The 16573-nt window shown below is 65.0% G+C and carries 13 protein-coding genes and 1 tRNA gene; 3 read left to right on the forward strand and 11 right to left on the reverse strand.

Annotated elements, in window-relative coordinates:
- Positions 1-65: 65 nt before the first annotated feature.
- The 3 genes from D0T21_RS18255 to D0T21_RS18265 all read right to left on the reverse strand — a co-directional run bounded on the left by D0T21_RS18255 (position 66) and on the right by D0T21_RS18265 (position 3511).
- Positions 66-1271, reverse strand: coding sequence for an integrase arm-type DNA-binding domain-containing protein (locus tag D0T21_RS18255; protein ID WP_116994459.1), 1206 nt, complete (start codon positions 1269-1271; stop codon positions 66-68).
- 180 nt (positions 1272-1451) lie between these two features.
- A tRNA-Leu gene (locus D0T21_RS18260) sits at positions 1452-1536 on the reverse strand.
- Between the two features lie 58 nt (positions 1537-1594).
- Entirely contained in the window at positions 1595-3511 is a 1917-nt protein-coding gene (locus tag D0T21_RS18265) for an AAA family ATPase (RefSeq protein ID WP_116991854.1), read from the reverse strand.
- A 365-nt stretch (positions 3512-3876) separates the two neighbouring features.
- On the opposite strand from D0T21_RS18265, the gene D0T21_RS18270 reads away from it, so the two are divergent.
- Positions 3877-4260 carry a gel scht gene (locus tag D0T21_RS18270; RefSeq protein ID WP_116991853.1) on the forward strand — a complete coding sequence of 128 codons (384 nt, stop codon included), beginning with the start codon at positions 3877-3879 and terminating at the stop codon, positions 4258-4260.
- Between the two features lie 60 nt (positions 4261-4320).
- Positions 4321-4728 carry a hypothetical protein gene (locus tag D0T21_RS18275; RefSeq protein ID WP_147328133.1) on the forward strand — a complete coding sequence of 136 codons (408 nt, stop codon included), beginning with the start codon at positions 4321-4323 and terminating at the stop codon, positions 4726-4728.
- Between the two features lie 9 nt (positions 4729-4737).
- Here D0T21_RS18275 and D0T21_RS18280 read toward each other — a convergent pair whose 3' ends face one another.
- The 8 genes from D0T21_RS18280 to hutC form a co-directional block, all read right to left on the reverse strand.
- On the reverse strand, positions 4738-5463 hold the full coding sequence (locus D0T21_RS18280; RefSeq protein ID WP_116991851.1) for an ABC transporter substrate-binding protein: 726 nt from the start codon (positions 5461-5463) through the stop codon (positions 4738-4740).
- Positions 5464-5537: 74 nt separating this feature from the next.
- Entirely contained in the window at positions 5538-7262 is a 1725-nt protein-coding gene (locus tag D0T21_RS18285) for a glycosyltransferase family 39 protein (protein ID WP_116991850.1), read from the reverse strand.
- A gap of 102 nt (positions 7263-7364) precedes the next feature.
- Positions 7365-7634, reverse strand: coding sequence for a type B 50S ribosomal protein L31 (locus D0T21_RS18290; protein ID WP_116991849.1), 270 nt, complete (start codon positions 7632-7634; stop codon positions 7365-7367).
- A 178-nt stretch (positions 7635-7812) separates the two neighbouring features.
- Positions 7813-9075, reverse strand: coding sequence for a transcription termination factor Rho (gene rho, locus D0T21_RS18295; RefSeq protein WP_116991848.1), 1263 nt, complete (start codon positions 9073-9075; stop codon positions 7813-7815).
- A 121-nt stretch (positions 9076-9196) separates the two neighbouring features.
- Entirely contained in the window at positions 9197-9523 is a 327-nt protein-coding gene (gene trxA / locus D0T21_RS18300; protein ID WP_008452390.1) for a thioredoxin TrxA, read from the reverse strand.
- Between the two features lie 219 nt (positions 9524-9742).
- The gene (locus D0T21_RS18305; protein ID WP_116991847.1) at positions 9743-10159 is read right to left on the reverse strand and encodes a response regulator; all 417 of its coding nucleotides are present in this window, start codon (positions 10157-10159) and stop codon (positions 9743-9745) included.
- A gap of 15 nt (positions 10160-10174) precedes the next feature.
- Positions 10175-14458, reverse strand: coding sequence for a PAS domain S-box protein (locus tag D0T21_RS18310; protein ID WP_116991846.1), 4284 nt, complete (start codon positions 14456-14458; stop codon positions 10175-10177).
- 118 nt (positions 14459-14576) lie between these two features.
- Positions 14577-15353 (reverse strand): histidine utilization repressor, encoded by a 777-nt coding sequence (gene hutC / locus D0T21_RS18315; RefSeq protein ID WP_229211539.1) that lies wholly within the window; start codon positions 15351-15353, stop codon positions 14577-14579.
- Between the two features lie 98 nt (positions 15354-15451).
- On the opposite strand from hutC, the gene ada reads away from it, so the two are divergent.
- On the forward strand, positions 15452-16558 hold the full coding sequence (ada, locus tag D0T21_RS18320) for a bifunctional DNA-binding transcriptional regulator/O6-methylguanine-DNA methyltransferase Ada (RefSeq protein ID WP_116991845.1): 1107 nt from the start codon (positions 15452-15454) through the stop codon (positions 16556-16558).
- The last annotated feature ends 15 nt before the right edge of the window (positions 16559-16573 follow it).

Consider the following 16573-nt stretch of genomic DNA (forward strand, 5'->3'; position numbering starts at 1 on the left):
TGTAGGGGACGGCCTTTTGAAGTTTTCGGTTGGATTACATACCGCATACAATTTTGGAACCCCTATTATTTCGGCTTTCCCGGCATCACATTCCGAATCTCATCCAGGTAATTAGCCCAGCGCTGCATCATTTGCTTTCTGGTGGGGAGGTGCGCAGTGCGGTTATAGGCACGTCCGTTGGGGTCGATGACCGCATGCGCCAATTGGTGTTCGATGAGATCGACGCGTTCACCGAGCACTTCATCGAGGATGGTGCGTGCCATCGCCCTGAACCCGTGGCCTGTCATCACCTCTTTTGTGTATCCCATGCTGCGCAAGGCGGCGTTGACGGTGTTTTCGCTCATGCAGCGATCGTCGGTCCGGATGCTGGGGAAAACGAACCTCCCGTGGCCGGTCATTGGTTCGAGCTCCCGGAGTATTGAAAGTGCTTGAGTGGAAAGGGGGACGACATGGTCTACTTTCATTTTCATCTTCGAGCCGGGGATGCGCCATAGGGCCGTGTCGAAATCAAACTCGGTCCATTCGGCGCAACGCAGCTCCCCAGGACGTACAAACAGCAGTGCGGCCAGCTTGAGGGCCGCTGCGGCGGAGGGATGACCGTCGTAGCCGTATATCGAGCGCATGAGGCCCGCAACCTCCTTGGGCTCTGTGATAGCCGCATAGTTGCCCTTCTTGGGCGTGGCGAGGGCTCCTTTGAGGTCTGCGGTGACATCGCGCTCTATGAAGCCGCTGGCGACGGCGAACCGGAATACCTGGCCGCAGACTTGTCGCACGCGATGTGCGGACTCGACCGCGCCGCGCGATTCCATACGTTGAACAGCCAGAAGCACGTCACGCGGCTTGATCGCAGAGATGGGTAGACGTCCGATGTAGGGAAATGCGTTGCCTTCCAGCCAGCCGGTGATTTTTTCCTGCGTGCTCTCTGCGCGGCTGGCCTTGGTCTTTTTCAGCCAGGTGCGGGCGACGGACTCGAAGGTCTGATTGGCGATTTCGGAGCGCTGCAGTTTTTCGAGGCGTTTGACGGCGCCGGGGTCGATCCCCTCCGCCAGCTGGACCTTGGCGTCGGCGCGTTTTTGCCGGGCCTTGGCCAGGGAGGTGTGTGGATAGACGCCGAGGGCCAGCGTTTTGCGTCGGTCGAGAAACCGATAATCCATGCGCCAGTACTTACCTGCTGAATTGACGAGGAGATACATGCCTTCCCCGTCCGTGTACTTGTCCGTGGTCCCTTTGGTGAGCTTCAGGGCCTTTATGAAGGTGTCCGTGAGCGCCATCGCCGCCTCCCGCCGTGTGACGGTATTTCTCGGTACTCTAGCAAAAGTACCGGGCGACATACCGTCAAATTCAAGAATGTATGCGATTTGTCAAGCGACAGGCTGAGCCAATAAAAAACCCGCCGTCATAGGGAGATGGGCGGGTTCTGAGATACTCTGAGTTGCTTTGAGTGTAACTGTTGGTGCCGGGAGCCGGAATCGAACCGGCACGCCTTGCGGCGCGGGATTTTGAGTCCCGTGCGTCTACCTATTCCGCCATCCCGGCAACGCGACCCGCATTATCACTGATTTGCCTGCGGGCCGCAAGCCATGGCACGGAATTTTTATATTTGTGCAAGGTTGCCGCCGCCAGGCTGTCGGCCCAGCCGCTGCTCCAGCAGCGCGAAGATGGCGTCCTTGGACAGCACGTACTGGTCCATCAGAACCTCCTTCAACTCGCTGATCGCGCCGCGGTAGTCGGCGATCGCCTGCAGCGTGTAGGTGTACAGCTCGTCGGCCTTGGCCTGCACCTGGTCGAGGTCGCGCTCCCGGTGCTTGAACTGGCTGTAGTCCAGCTTGGAACGCGAATACATCGACAGCTGGTTGACCATCATGTCCAGCATGGACGTGGCTTTCTGGATGTCGTTCTGGCTGCCGACCGAAATGCCGCGCGCGCCGTAGAACAGTTCTTCGGCGGCGACGCCGCCGTACAGCTGGATCACGTCGCGCTCCAGCTCCTCCAGCGTGCGCAGGGCGGCGTCGTCCGAGGCGGACAGCACATAGCCCAGCGCGCCCAGCTTGGACACCGACTCGGTGCTGATCTTGAGCAGCGGCGAGCGCTCCTTGACCTGCGCCAGCGTCAAGCCCTGGCGCAGCCACGGGTCGATCTGCATGAAGAAGTGGCCCAGCTCGTGCAACGCCACGCGTTCGCGCTGGCGCGTCTTTTCGGCGCTGGTGGCGCGGTCGGTCAGGCCGATGGTGGCGCGTTCGAAGGCGCGGAACATCAGTCCGGTGTCGATGGCCGCCTGTTCCTGGATGGCGATCATGCTGGCGCGGTCAACCACGGTCTGCAGCAGCGCCGGACTGAGATTGGCGGTGATCTCGGCCACCTGGTCGAGGTCGAGCCGCTCCCAGGCCACGCAGCCGTCGGCCTTGCGCGCCAGGAAGGCGCGCAGCAGTGCGGCCCGTTCGGCCTTGTTGGGCAGGCGGAAATTGATCTTGACCGAGAAGCGGCGCAGCATCGCTTCGTCCATCGCCGAGCCGGCGTCGTCGAAGTTGGAGGCGACCACCCAGATCACGCCCGCGCCCTGGTCGCTGCGCACGCCGTCGAGCAGACCCAGCAGCGTGTTGGCGGTGTCGTCCTCCCATTTCTTGTCGCCGCGTCCGCGCGGCATGAACAAGCCCTGGGCTTCGTCGAGGAATATGATACAGCTGCCGCGCGCGCAAGCCTTGCGATGTAAAGTATGCAAGGCCTTGGCGCCGCCGCCGATGTAGCCGGACTCCAGCGCCGAAGCCGAGGCCTGGATCAGCGGCACGTTCAGGCGCTTGGCCAGGTAGCCGGCCAGCTTGGTCTTGCCGGTGCCGGCCGGCCCGGTCAGCATGACATTGAAGGGCTTGTCGATATCGTGCTCGCGATATACCGCACGGTTGCGGATCATGTCTTCAAGGTGTAACACTTCCTGCTTAATATCCTCCATGCCGATCAGGTCGTCCATGCTGCCGCTCAGCTGGTCCGGGGTCAGCACGGCGGCCGCCACGCCGCTTCCGGGCAGGCCGTGGCGCAGCACGAACAGCACCAGGCCGAGCAGCAGCAGATCGACCGCGTGGCGCCCCAGCCAGCCGCCCGCGCGCGCCAGTTTGCTGTCGTCCTCATCCTGCAGCACCGCGCGGTGCGAGGCCAGGTAGTCGTCGCGCGCGATGGCATACGGGAGGTTGTGCCGCAGCAGCACTTCGCGCTCCAGGCTCAAGTGCGTGGTGGCCGGCACTTTGACCACATACAGCAGCGGATCGCCGCGCAGCTTGAACACATAGCGCGGCGCTTCCGACAGCGGCGCCGCCACCAGCAGGTATTCCAGCCGCTGGCGCTGGCCCGGCAGCGCGGTGATTTGCGCGATGTCCTGCGAGCGCAGCACCGGCTGCGGATCTTGCGGCACGTCGGCGCGCCAGCCGAACAGCATCGCCACGGCGGCGGCCAACAGGGCCAACCCCGCGCGCACATAGTTGTTGCGCAGGGCGGCTTGCATTTTGTACCAGGTATTCATGAATGCTATCCAGGCTAAGGCTGTGCGGCTGATGTCGGGCTGGGGCGCGAGGATGGGGCGCAGCAGCCGAGGCTGCCATGGACGGCGCGCGAGGCGGGGCGCTGCCGTGTGTTGCCCCCAATATAGCGGGACTGTGGAGGTTTGTATCAACTCAGCTGAAAGAAAGGCGCCACTTGCAACAGCGTCGGCGCGGCCGCCGTTCATCGCGTTTTTTTACGCTTGGCGCACGCCGATTTACCGCTCGTCGCATACGCCTGATCTTGCGCGAAGTCTTTGTTAATCTGCACCTGTCTACCGCTGATCCGAAAAATGCAGCGGTGGCTCCCCGGCAGTTTTAATGACTCAATAATCTTACGGAGCACACCATGAAAACCACACTCTTCGGCGTCGTCGCCGCTCTTGCCTTCGCCGCCATGCCAGCCGCCCATGCGGACGATACCAGCGTGCAGATCAAAGGCGGCCACAGCCGCTTTCATATGATGCAGGAAGACTTCGCCGACTACAAAAATTCGTATCAGTTGACCAACGGCCAGATCCTGAAATTCAGCCAGCGCCAGGCCCACTTCTACGCCCAGCTCGACAAGGGCGACCGGGTGGAAATCTTCCCGGTGGCTAAGGACCAGTTCGTCAGCAGCGCCGGCACCCGCTTTGAATTCACCGATCAGGCCGAGAGCGTCGGCGTGGCCAACTTCGGCCTCCTGCCGCTGGCCCAGGCCACCGGCGACACCATCGTCATGGCCCGCCGTTAAGCCCGGCAAGCTAGCATACCGGGCAAGCTGCCCATCCTAAAAATTGATTGGAGCAAGACCATGAAAACCACTCTGTTGAGCCTGGCTGTAGCCGCTGCTTTGTCCATCGCCGCCGTGGCTTCCGCCGCGCCGGCCTCCGCCTCCGCCGAGGTCGCCAGCGAAAGCGTGAAGATCAGCGCGGCGCGCTACCACATGGAGCCGCAGCAGTTCCTCGACTATCAGTCCTCCTACCAGCTCAGCAACGGCGAAACCATGCGCTTCACGCGCCAGGTCGGCCGTTTCTACACGGAGATCAAGGGCCAGGCACGGGTGGAAATCTTTGCGGTGGGTCCGGCGGAATTCATCACACGCAACGGTTCGCGCATGGTGTTCGATGACGCGGGCGACTCCCTCACCGTCAGCAACTACGAGCGCCTGCCGATGACGGCCCAGCTGCCGGCCAACACCATCGTCATGGCCAAGCGCTGATGGCGGGGTTTATTTGGGCAGGGTCCAGTGTTCGTACTTCCGTTCCAGGCGCGTCATGGTGCCGTCGCGCCGCATCTCAGCCAGTGCCGCGTTGAGCTGGGCGACCAGTTCATCCGGCACTGAAGGGTTGCAGGCCAGATAGACCTTGACCCGGTTGAACACCAGCAGCGGCACCACCTTGTCCGCCCAGTCGTACTGGCTCGGTCCGGGGCTGCCATTGCGCATGCCAACGGCCCACAGGTCTATGCGTTTGAGCAGCACTTTCTGCGGATTGGCCAGGTCGTTGCTGACCGGCTCGACATGGAAGCCGCGGCTGCGCAGATACTCGTCGCGCGCATCGCCGATGTAGGTGCCGATGCGCAGATGGCGCGCATCCTCCAGCGTCTTCAGGGGAAACTCGTGGTCGGCGCGACCCCACAGCACCCATTCGGCCTCGTCGGTCGGTCCTATCCATTTGAACAGTTTTTCGCGCTCTTCGGTGCGCGAGGTCGAGTACACGCAGGTGCTTGGCTGCTGTCGCGCCATCACGAAGGCGCGTTTCCACGGCAACAGCTCGACGGTGTAGGTGGTGCCGGTACGGGCCATCATTTCGCGCACCTTTTCGGTCTCGCGACCGGTCACGCCTTCCTGGCCCTGCATGCTGGCGGGCGGCGAGTGCTCGGTCACCAGCGTCAGCGACGCGGCGCCGGCGCTGCTGGCTGCCGCGAGCAATAATGACAGGAAAATAAATCGCATAGGCTGGCCGCTTTCTTCGCCTAAGCATAGCAGCAATGCGCAGCGGGCGGCAACGCGCGCGCCCGCCGCTGCGCCTAGTCCGCGCGGCGGTACAGGCGGAAACGCTCGTCGCGGTCGGCCGGACGCCGGCCTTCCCACAGCAGGCGCCATTGCTGGTCGCGGTAGCGTGCCGGGATCTCGCGCTCGTCGCGCAGTTTGATGCTGTCTTGCAGCAGCAGCAGGTCGCAGCGGCCGCCTTCGACGCCGTCAAACGGCAGCTGGGCGTAGTAGGCGAACGACGCGCGCTGGGCCGGGCCGACATTGGTTTCGATGCAGCGCGCGCCCGGCGGCAGTTTCTCGGCGATCTGGTGCGCCACGCTGGCGTAGCTCTTGCTGTAGTTGACGTCCGGCAGGAACAAGGTCATCAGCAAAATCCAGATCAGGATCAGGCCGCCGGACGACAGCACCACGGCGCGCCACAGCACGGCCGGCTGGCGCGAGATGCGCCAATGCACCAGCGCGAACCAGCCGGCGGTGGCGGCCAGCGCCACCAGCAGCGCGATCCAGCCCAGTTCCGGGTGGAAGCCCGGCACCAGCTTGAGCGCGTTCTTGGCGGCCTTGGCCGGCCAGCCGGTCAGCTTGGCGATCCAGAACAGCCAGATCACGGCCGCGCACAGGGTCAGCGCCATCACCGAGAACCAGTCGATGGCGTTGATGGCGCCGCGTTTCATGGTCAGCAGGCCGAACGCGGCCATGATGGCCAGCGGCGGCAGCAGCACCAGCAGTTGTCCCTGCTCGGGCTGGCCGTTGAACAAGGTCAGCAGCATGCCCATGGTGACGAAGGCCAGCGGCACCACGATGTGCAGCGCGCGGCGCTGGCGGCGCCAGGCCCACACGGCCCAGCCGGCGAACGGCCACGCCGGCCAGAAGAACCAGACGCCGACGCGCAGGAAGAATTTCAGCGACAGCGCGCTCGGCAGGTCGAACAGGTTGAGGTTCCAGGCCAGCCAGGCGTTCAGCGGCAGCTGGTGGTAGGGTTGCAGCAGTTGCGCCGGCAGCAGCCACAGCGCGGCCACGGCGCCGCCGACGGCGATGGTGGCGCCCAGGTCGCGCATCGCGCGGATGGCGGGCTGGTCGAGGAAGCGGGTGCAGGCGAACAGGGCCAGCATGAGGAACACCGGCGTGACCCAGCCGCGCGTCAAGGTCAGCAGGCCGACCGCCAGGCCGCTGAGGGCGGCGTTGCGCAGCGACGGCCCTTCCACGTAGCGCACGGTGCGGTACAGCAGCAGCGCCACCAGCGACACTTGCAGCGCCTCCGAGGTGGTCTCGTGGCTGTGCAGCAGCAGGCCCAGGCAGCCGAGGTAGAGCAGCACGGCGGCGTCGGCCAGGGTGCGGCCGAAGTCGTCCGGTTCGGGCTGGCCGCCGAAGGCCAGGCGCAGCGGTTGCGCATCCTGCCGGCGCCCCAGATTAAAGGTGGCGTACCACAGCGACAGCACGCCCAGCAGGAAGACGCCGACGGTGCCGACGCGCGCTCCCAGCACGTCGCCCAGCAGCCAGCCGAACAGCTTGATGCCGAGCGCGCCCAGCCAGAACGCCAGCGGGCCTTCGTCCGGCATCGACAGGCCGGCGATGTTGGGCCACAGCCAGTCCTGCCAGGTGCCGTGCGCCATGGTCCACATGATGCCGAAGCTGGCGGCGTCGTCGTTCTTCCACGGATCGCGGCCGATCAGGCCAGGCAGGATGTACAGCAGGCCCAGGGCGAACAGCGCCCAGCGCGGCAGTGCCAGGGTAGCGGCGGCGGGAAGACGGACAGGCTTCATCGATCGGTGTGCAAGTGAGAGGTGAACGGGAGTATGAAGGAAAACGGGACAAGAAACAAAAAAAGCAGCCAGAGGCTGCTTTTTTGTTCATCGCGGCGAAAATCAGCCTTGTGCGACTTGGGTCTTCGAGCCAACTGCGCCGAATTTCTGGCGGAATTTCTCAACGCGGCCAGCGGTGTCGACGATTTTGTGCTTGCCGGTGTAGAACGGGTGCGATTCAGCCGATACCTCGATCTTGATCAGCGGGTATTCTTTACCGTTGTGCTCGATCTTTTCGCGGGTCTGGATGGTCGAACGGGTGACGAATTTGAAGTCGCACGACAGATCGTGGAACACAACTTCGCGGTATTCTGGATGGATTTCTGGTTTCATTTTGAAGCCTTCGGTTAGTTAGGTAGCCAAACAGCACTTCGTCGGTCGGTCCAGCTTCTTGACCCGATTGCCGCTCACTTGCCAGAGTTAAAGTTAATGCGATCGGCGATTATACCGGGGTAAACGCAAACAGGCAACCGCTTGGGTTGCCTGTCTGTCATGATTGCATTACGGGGAATTAACCGCCGCGACGCATCATGTCGAAGAACTCACCGTTGTTTTTAGTGGCCTTCATTTTGTCGAGGATGAACTCCATCGCTTCGATCTCGTCCATCGAGTACAGCAGCTTGCGCAGGATCCAGATCTTCTGCAGCTGGTCCGGCTTGATCAGCAGTTCTTCGCGGCGGGTGCCCGATTTGTTCAGGTTGATCGCCGGGTAGACGCGCTTCTCGGCCAGGCGGCGCTCCAGGTGCACCTCCATATTGCCGGTACCCTTGAATTCTTCGTAGATCACGTCATCCATGCGCGAACCGGTTTCGATCAGCGCGGTGGCGATGATGGTCAGCGAGCCGCCTTCTTCGATGTTACGGGCGGCGCCGAAGAAGCGCTTAGGACGTTGCAGCGCGTTGGCGTCGACACCACCGGTCAGCACCTTGCCGGAGGCAGGGATCACGGTGTTGTAGGCGCGCGCCAGACGGGTGATCGAATCCAGCAGGATGATCACGTCCTTCTTCATTTCGACCAGGCGCTTGGCTTTTTCCAGCACCATCTCGGCGACCTGCACGTGGCGGGTGGCCGGTTCGTCGAAGGTCGAGGCGACCACTTCGCCGCGCACCGAGCGCTGCATCTCGGTCACTTCTTCCGGACGTTCGTCGATCAGCAGCACGATCAGCGTGCAGTCAGGATGGTTGGCGGTGATCGCATGCGCGATGTGCTGCAGGATCACCGACTTGCCCGATTTCGGCGAGGCCACCAGCAGGCCGCGCTGGCCCTTGCCGATCGGCGCGATCAGGTCGATGATGCGGCCGGTGATGTTCTCGGTGCCGTTGATGTCACGTTCCAGGCGCAGCGGCTCGTTCGGGTGCAGCGGCGTCAGGTTCTCAAACAATATGCGGTGCTTCGAGGCTTCCGGCGATTCGCCGTTGACCTTGTCGACCTTGACCAGCGCGAAGTAGCGCTCGCCATCTTTAGGGGTACGCACCTCGCCCTCGATCGAATCGCCGGTGTGCAGGTTGAAGCGGCGGATCTGCGATGGGGAAATGTAGATGTCGTCGGTGGACGCCATGTAGCTGGCGTCGGGCGAGCGAAGGAAGCCGAAGCCGTCCGGCAGCACTTCCAGGGCGCCGTCGCCGAAGATCTGTTCACCGGATTTCGCGCGCTTTTTCAGGATCGCAAACATCAGTTCCTGTTTGCGCAGACGCGCCGCGTTGTCGATATCAAGACCGATGGCCATCTCCAGCAATGCCGAGACGTGTAGGGCCTTTAATTCAGATAGATGCATATGTGTTGAGTGTCCCGTGACGGGAAAGTAAAGGTAGGGGAGGGAACTGCGTGGTTGTCTCTAAGTTATTAAACGGCGTCGCGGGCGCGGCGCCGTTTTTTGCAGCGTAATACTATCTTACTTAGATATTGCTGTCGATGAAAGAGGTCAGCTGGCCTTTTGCCATTGCGCCAACCTTTTGAGCGGCGGCGACGCCGTTCTTGAACAGGATCAGGGTCGGGATGCCGCGGATGCCGAACTTGGCAGGCACTGCCTGGTTGGCGTCGACGTCCATCTTGGCTATCAGGATCTTGCCGTCGTATTCCTTGGCCACTTCTTCCAGGATCGGGGCGATGCTCTTGCAAGGACCGCACCACTCGGCCCAGAAGTCGACCAGCACTGGGCGGTCGGATTTCAGGACGTCGGCGTCAAAAGAAGTATCGGTGATGTGTTTGATATTTTCGCTCATATATTCCTCTATCGAGGTCTGTTGGGGTCAATAACGCCTGGGGATTATGCCATGTTGTCTGCAATCGCCTTCAACGTTGCCGGTTACAGGCAGCAGATGGTGGCCAATTGCGCGAATTCAATGTCTTGGAAGGGATGGCAACAAGGTCGGCAGGCGGGGATGGCGTAAATAATAACCCATTTTTTAGAAATGTGCGGCAGATTGTAGAAACCATCTAAACTATTTGCCATTGTTGTCAAGTACCGGGCCGGGCTGGGCCTGGCAGCGCGTGGCGGCGCGGGCCATCAGCGCGGCCAGCGTGTCGACCGCCAGCGGCTTGGCGCAGGCGTCCAGGATGGCCAGTCCCTGCGCCTCGGCCAGGCGGGCGGCGGTCTTCAGCACGGCGCCGTCCACGCCCGACAACAGCACCACGCAGCCGCGGTATTGCTGCGCCGCGGCCAGGCGCAGGAAGTCGATGCCGTCCATCACCGGCATGCTCAAGTCGCAAATCAACAACTCCGGCGGGCGCAGGCGCAGCTCCACCAGCGCGCGGCGGCCGTCGGTCTCGGGCAGCACCTCGTGCGGCCCCAGGCCGGCGATCATGTCGGCCAGCACGTCCAGCATGAACTTGTCGTCATCCAGCAGCAATACCCGCATGATGTCTTGCCCTACCTAGTTATCGTCGGCGAAAGTGGTGTTGGTCATGATTTGTTCGGTGATCTGTTCCAGCAGCGGCCACAGCTGCGCGAGGATGGCTTGCGCGCGCTGCGCCGCCCGCTCGGGCGGGGTGTCGGCCGGCAGCTGTTCGATCTCCAGCATCAGCTCGCCCATGCCCAGCGCGCCGACGGTGCGCGCGGGCGACTTCAGGCGGTGGCCCAGCTCGCGCACCCGCGCCAGGTCGCCCCGTTGCAGCGCCCGCTCCATCTGGCCCAGGCCTTCCTGGGTGTTCTGCAGGAACTTGAAGGCGAACTTGCGCACCTTGTGCGGATGATAGCCCAGCAGCTTGGCCAGGATCGACAGGTCGATCACCGCCGGGTCGCCGCCCAGCGTGGTCTTGAACAGCGGCCGCGCGGCCACGGCCGGCGCCGCGCGCGGGGCGTCGTCGCTGCGCTCCGGCAGCCAGTTGGCGATGGTCTGGTACATCAGCGCCGGCTGGATCGGCTTGGAGATGAAGTCGTCCATGCCGGCCTCGATGCAGCGCACCCGGTCTTCGTTGGTGGCGGTGGCGGTCATCGCCAGCACCCGCATGTCGGCCAGGCTGGGGTCGGCGCGGATGCGGCGCGTGGTTTCCAGGCCGTCCATCAGCGGCATCTGCACGTCCATCAGCACGCAGTCGAACACGGTCTGGCGCAGCAGCTCCAGCGCCTCCATGCCGTTGGCGGCCAGGCACACCGAGGAACCGACTTCCTCCAGCATCTCCAGCGCGATCTGCTGGTTGAAGGTATTGTCCTCGACCAGCAGGATGCGGGCGTTCTTCAGCGCCGCCATCACCGCCGCGCTGCGCGAGGAGGCCAGCAGTTCGGCGGCGGCGTCCTTGACGCGGTCGATCAGCGCCGGCACCGTCGCGCTGGAAATGCCCAGCCGCGCGGTGAACCAGAAGGTGCTGCCCAGGCCGGGCCGGCTGCGCACGCCGACGTCGCCGCCCATCAGCTGCGCCAGCTGCTTGCAGATGGCCAGGCCGAGGCCGGTGCCGCCGTATTCGCGCGTGGTCGAGGTGTCGGCCTGCTGGAACGACTGGAACAGCTTGTCGATCTCGGCTTCCGACAGGCCGATGCCGCAGTCGCTCACCTCGAAGCGCAGCAGGCAGCCGTTGGCGTCGCCCACCACCTGGCGCACCCGCACCTCGATCCGGCCCTTCTCGCTGAACTTGATGGCGTTGTTGGTGTAGTTGATCAGCACCTGGCCCAGGCGCAGCGGATCGCCGCGCAGCACCCGGGGCAGCGTGGGGTCGAGATCGAACACCAGCTCCAGGTCGCGGCTGGCCGCCTTGGGCGCCACCACCGTGGTCAGGGTCTGGATCACGTGGTCGAGCGCGAAGTCGACCTGCTCGATCTCCAGCTTGCCGGCCTCGATCTTGGAGATGTCGAGGATGTCGTCGATGATGCCCAGCAGGTGCTCGCCGGCGAAGCGGATCTTTTCCAGGTAGTCGCGCTGGCGCGGATCGAGGTCGGTCTTCAGCGCCAGGTAGGCCATGCCGATCACGCCGTTCATCGGGGTGCGGATCTCGTGGCTCATATTGGCCAGGAACTGGCCCTTGGTCTGGCTGGCTTCCTCGGCCAGCATGCGGGCCTGGTTCAGTTCATCGGTGCGGATCGCCACCCGTTCCTCCAGGTGCTCGTTCAGTTCGCGCAGCTGGTCTTCGCCGCGCTTGCGGTCGGTGATGTCGGTCAGGCTGGCCACCACCAGCGGCACCATGCCGCGCTCGTCGCGGATCGGCTCGGCGTTGACCGACAGCCAGTGCACTTCGCCGCTGGCCTGGCTCACGCCCATCACCACGTCGCGCACCGAGACCCCGGTGACGATGGCCTGCTGCACCGGATGGCTGGCGACGTCGAACGGCGAGCCGTCCTCGCGCACGCCGCGCCACAGGCGGCCGCCGTCGACCTCCAGCGCATGCGCCAGCATGTGCGCGGCGGCGGCGTTGCTTTCCAAAATATAGCCGTCGCCGTTGATCATCACCAGGCCGTTGGTGACGGCGTTGAAGATCGACGCCAGCCGCTGGCTGGAGCTGCGCAGCGCGCTGTCGGCGCGGCGCCGTTCGGTGATATCGGTCAGCATCGCCAAGGTGCCGGCGTAGTGGCCGGCGTCGGAGTTGATGACGGTGGTCGACAGCAGGCACCACACCACGCTGCCGTCGCGCCGCAGGAAGCAGACGTCGCCCTGGCAGGCCTCGCCGGCCAGGCGCCGCTGCAGGTGCTGCTTGAGCAGCGCGTGGCCGTCGTCGTCCATGAAGTCGGTCATGGCGCGGCCCAGCATCTGCTCGACGTCGTAGTCCAGCATGCGCGCCATGGTGGGGTTGACGAAGCTGGTGCGGTCGTCGGCGCCGGTCATCCAGATGCCTTCGGCGGCGGTCTGCACGATCAGGCGGTAGCGCTCGGAGCTGGCGTGCAGCGCTTCCTCGGCGCGCTGGCGCTGGGTCATGTCGCGCAGCGCCATCACCACCAGCTCCTGGCCGGCCAACATCACCGGCGCGATGTGCACCATCGCCGGGAAGCTGCCGCCGTCGGCGCGGATCGCGCTCAGCACCCGGCCCGGCAGGTTGGGGCGCGAGAACAGCTCGCGCGTGCGGCCGTTGCTGCGCATGGCCTCCGGCGCCAGCTGCTCGACCGAGCGCCCGGCCATCGTGCCCGCGTAGCCGAAGCTGCGGGCGCAGGCCGGATTGGCGTAGCGCACCCGGCCGCTCTTGTCGGCGATCAGCATGGCGCCCGGCGTGGCGTCGACCACGGCGCACATGCGCGCCTCCTCGGCGGCGGTGCGCTCGCTGATGTCGGCCATGGTGCCGGTGGCGCGCAGCGGCCGGCCGCTGTCGTCGCGTTCGATGATCATGCCGCGCGCCAGCACCCAGATCCAGCCGCCGTCCTTGGTGCGCATGCGGTGTTCGCTGAAGATCTGGTTGTTCAGTTCCGAGGCGCTGGCCAGGCAGTCCTGGATGGTGCGCTCGACGCGCGCCTGGTCGTCCGGGTGCACGTGCACCAGCCACTGTTCCAGCGTCGGCGTGAATTCGCCGGCGCCGTAGCCCAGCAGCGCGCCGTAGCGCGGCGACAGCACCAGCGCGCCGGTGTCGAGCCGCCATTCCCACATGCCTTCGCCGGTGCTCTCCAGCGCGAAGCTGGCGATGCGTTCGGCGTCGCCCAGTTCCGCGCGCGCCGTCCGCAGCGCCGCCGCCTGCCGCCGCAGGCGCCACAGCCCGGCCGCCGTCAACAGCAGCAGCAGCGTCGCCGCCAGCGCGCCGGTGTAGCGCAGCAGGCGGTCGCTGGCCTGCGGCTGGAACAGGAAGCCGTCCAGCTTGAAGTCGGCCGGCAGCATGCCCTGCTCGATGTAGGCGCGGGCGATGGCTTGCCAGCGTTCGGGGTTGCTGTAACCGAGTTCGATCAGGCCCTGCTCCAGCAGCGGCGCGATGTGCTGGGCCTCGTACATCAGGTGCTCGCGGCTGTGGCGCTCGGGGTAGCGGGCCCGTATCAGGTCGGCGATCTCGCCCGGATGCGCCATCGCATAGCGCCAGCCGCGCAAGGTGGCGTCGCGCAGCGCCTGCGCGCGCAGCGGATGTTCGCGCAGTTCGCTTTCGGTGGTGTACAGCAGGTCGCCGTAAAAGTCGTCGCCCAGCGAGCGCGCCGACAGGATCTCGTAGCCGACGCTGTGGCGTTCGAGCAGATACGGCGCTTCGGTGATGTAGATCGACATGGCGTCGACCCGGCCTTCAAGCAGGTCTTCGGTATTGAAGCTGTGCACGGCCGGCACCAGGCTGTCGGACCGCACGCCGAGCTTTTTGAGGAAGATGAGCAGTTCTTCGTTGTTCGGCGCCAGCATCACGCGGCTGCCGGGCCACGGCCGCGGCTTGCCGTCGGCGTCGTGCCGCACCAGCAGCGCGCTGGCCGAGTGCTGGAAGATCGAGGCCAGCACCACCATCGGCTGGCCGCGTCCGCGCGCCACCAGCAGCGAGGTGTTGCCGACGCCGTACTGGGCGCGGCCGTCGAGCACGGACTGGATGGGATCGACGCCGGGGCGCGCCTCGAGCAGTGTGACGTCGAGGCCGACGTCGCGGTAGTAGCCCTGGTCCTGCGCCGCGTAGTAGCCGGCGAACTGGAACTGGTGCATCCATTTGAGCTGGATGCTGACCTTCTCCGCCGCCTGCGCGCCATCGAGGCTGCACGCCAGCACGAGCGCAGCCGCCGTCAGGCTGCGTGGCAGACGGCGCCAGAAGAGGGTCCGGCCGGACCTGGGACGGCGGTGCAACAAGAGCTTCCCTTTCAATCCGCAAGGCATTGCTGGTATTTATGCTATGGCCGGGCAACTATAGCATCGAAGGTTGGGCTTTAGTCGACTAAGTTGTAAAGGACGTATTGTCGATGCGCTCCTACTGCGCGAAGCTGCCGGCGAACTGGTAGCGGTGGCCGGGGTGCCACATGGTGGCGATCGAGGCGACCTGGCCGTTGGAACGGGTCTGGCGCTTGAGCACCAGGCAGGCTTGCCTGGTGTCGATGGCCAGCATCTCGGCGATGTCGCGCGGGGCCGCCAGCGCTTCGATGCTGTAGCTGGCGCCTTGCAGCGGGGCCGCCTTCATCAGGTATTCGTTGGGCGTGATGGCGGCGTAGTCCTGCTCCATGTAGTCCGGCGCGCACAGCGGATTGGCCCAGCGGTCCTCGACCTGGATCGGCACGCCGTTCTCGAAGTGCACGATCACCGAATGGAACAGCGGATGGCCGGCCGGCAGCTCGAACTGCTTGGCCATCAACTCGCTGGCCTTGACCCGCTCCAGCTGTTGCAGGCTGCTGCGGTGGGCGTGGCCGCGGGCGCGGATCTCGTCGGCGATGGATTTGATCTCCAGCAGCGTGGCCTGGTACTTCTGCTGGGCGACATAGGTGCCGGAGCCCTGGCGGCGGGTCAGGATCTGGTCGGCGGTGAGCTCGCGCACGGCGCGGTTGACGGTCATGCGCGACACGCCGAACTGCTTGACCAGCGCCTGCTCGGACGGGATCACGTCGCCTTCCTTCCAGGTGCCGGCGGCGATCTGCGCCACCAGGTAGTCCTTGATGCGCTGGAATATGGGGGTACTGTCTTGCAGGGCTTGTTCGTCGTCCAAACGGTTTCTCCGAGGATGCGCCTGACTGGCGGCAAGTGGGCATTTTAGCATCGCGTGCCGGCCCGACGTACAATCTACAATTCAAAAGCAAGAGCCGGAGTGCGTCGCGGCGCGGCGCTGGATAGGATGGCTGCATTCCTTATCCGATCATGGAGTCTGAGATGGGCAAGACAGCAAACAAAGAAGTTACACGCACCGCCTACCAGGGCGATGAGCTGCGCTGGGAAGCCGTGCGGCAGCGCGACGCCGGCGCCGACGGCGAGTTCTGGTACTCGGTGCGCAGCACCGGCGTGTACTGCCGGCCATCGTGCGGGGCGCGGCCCGCGCTGCGCAAGAACGTGGCCTTCCACGACAGCCGCGAGGCGGCCGAGCAGGCAGGCTTCCGTCCCTGCCTGCGTTGCAAGCCGGACCAGCCGCCGCTGGCCGAGCGCCAGGCCGCCATCGTGGCGCAAGCCTGCCGCCTGATCGACGCGGCCGCCGCCGACGCCGAGAGCGCGCCGGACCTGGACAGCCTGGCGACGGCCGTGGGCGTGAGCCGCTTCCATTTCCACCGCATGTTCAAGGCGGTGACCGGGATTACGCCCAAGGCCTACGCCAACGCCCAGCGGGCGCGCCGCATGCAGGACGGGCTGGCGCAGCAGGCCACGGTGACGGACGCGATGTACGCGGCCGGCTACAACTCCAGCGGACGGTTCTATGCGCAGACGCCGTCGGTGCTGGGCATGACGCCGACCGCCTTCCGCGCCGGCGGACGCGGTGCGCAGATCCGTTTCGCCATCGGCGCCTGTTCGCTGGGCGCGATCCTGGTGGCCAGCACGGAGCAGGGCATCTGCGCGATCCTGATCGACGACGATCCCGATGTGCTGGTGCGCGATCTGCAGGACCGCTTCCCGAAGGCGGAGCTGATCGGCGCGGAGCCGGAGTATGAGCAGGTGGTGTCGCGCGTGGTGGGCATGGTGGAGCGGCCGGAGATCGGCCTCGACCTGCCGCTCGATGTGCGCGGCACCGCCTTCCAGCAGCGCGTGTGGCAGGTGCTGCGCGAGATCCCGGCCGGGCGCACGGTCAGCTATGCTGAACTGGCGGCGCTGGTCGGCTCGCCCAAGGGCGCGCGGGCGGTGGCCGGGGCCTGCGCGGCGAACGCGCTGGCGGTGGCGATACCGTGTCACCGCGTGGTGCGCAACGATGGTTCGATCTCCGGCTATCGCTGGGGCGTGGACCGCAAGGCCGCGCTGCTGGACCGGGAGTCGGGCAAATGACGAACGGTGAGTTCG

It is taken from the genome of Duganella sp. BJB476 (genome assembly GCF_003416895.1).
GTDB lineage: Bacteria > Pseudomonadota > Gammaproteobacteria > Burkholderiales > Burkholderiaceae_D > Rugamonas.

Excerpts from the sequence above, each read along its gene's own strand:
- D0T21_RS18255 (WP_116994459.1), bottom strand. The coding sequence starts at position 1,271 with ATGGCGCTCACGGACACCTTCATAAAGGCCCTGAAGCTCACCAAAGGG.
- D0T21_RS18265 (WP_116991854.1), bottom strand. The coding sequence starts at position 3,511 with ATGAATACCTGGTACAAAATGCAAGCCGCCCTGCGCAACAACTATGTG.
- D0T21_RS18270 (WP_116991853.1), top strand. The coding sequence starts at position 3,877 with ATGAAAACCACACTCTTCGGCGTCGTCGCCGCTCTTGCCTTCGCCGCC.
- D0T21_RS18275 (WP_147328133.1), top strand. The coding sequence starts at position 4,321 with ATGAAAACCACTCTGTTGAGCCTGGCTGTAGCCGCTGCTTTGTCCATC.
- D0T21_RS18280 (WP_116991851.1), bottom strand. The coding sequence starts at position 5,463 with ATGCGATTTATTTTCCTGTCATTATTGCTCGCGGCAGCCAGCAGCGCC.
- D0T21_RS18285 (WP_116991850.1), bottom strand. The coding sequence starts at position 7,262 with ATGAAGCCTGTCCGTCTTCCCGCCGCCGCTACCCTGGCACTGCCGCGC.
- D0T21_RS18290 (WP_116991849.1), bottom strand. The coding sequence starts at position 7,634 with ATGAAACCAGAAATCCATCCAGAATACCGCGAAGTTGTGTTCCACGAT.
- rho (WP_116991848.1), bottom strand. The coding sequence starts at position 9,075 with ATGCATCTATCTGAATTAAAGGCCCTACACGTCTCGGCATTGCTGGAG.
- trxA (WP_008452390.1), bottom strand. The coding sequence starts at position 9,523 with ATGAGCGAAAATATCAAACACATCACCGATACTTCTTTTGACGCCGAC.
- D0T21_RS18305 (WP_116991847.1), bottom strand. The coding sequence starts at position 10,159 with ATGCGGGTATTGCTGCTGGATGACGACAAGTTCATGCTGGACGTGCTG.
- hutC (WP_229211539.1), bottom strand. The coding sequence starts at position 15,353 with ATGCTAAAATGCCCACTTGCCGCCAGTCAGGCGCATCCTCGGAGAAAC.
- ada (WP_116991845.1), top strand. The coding sequence starts at position 15,452 with ATGGAGTCTGAGATGGGCAAGACAGCAAACAAAGAAGTTACACGCACC.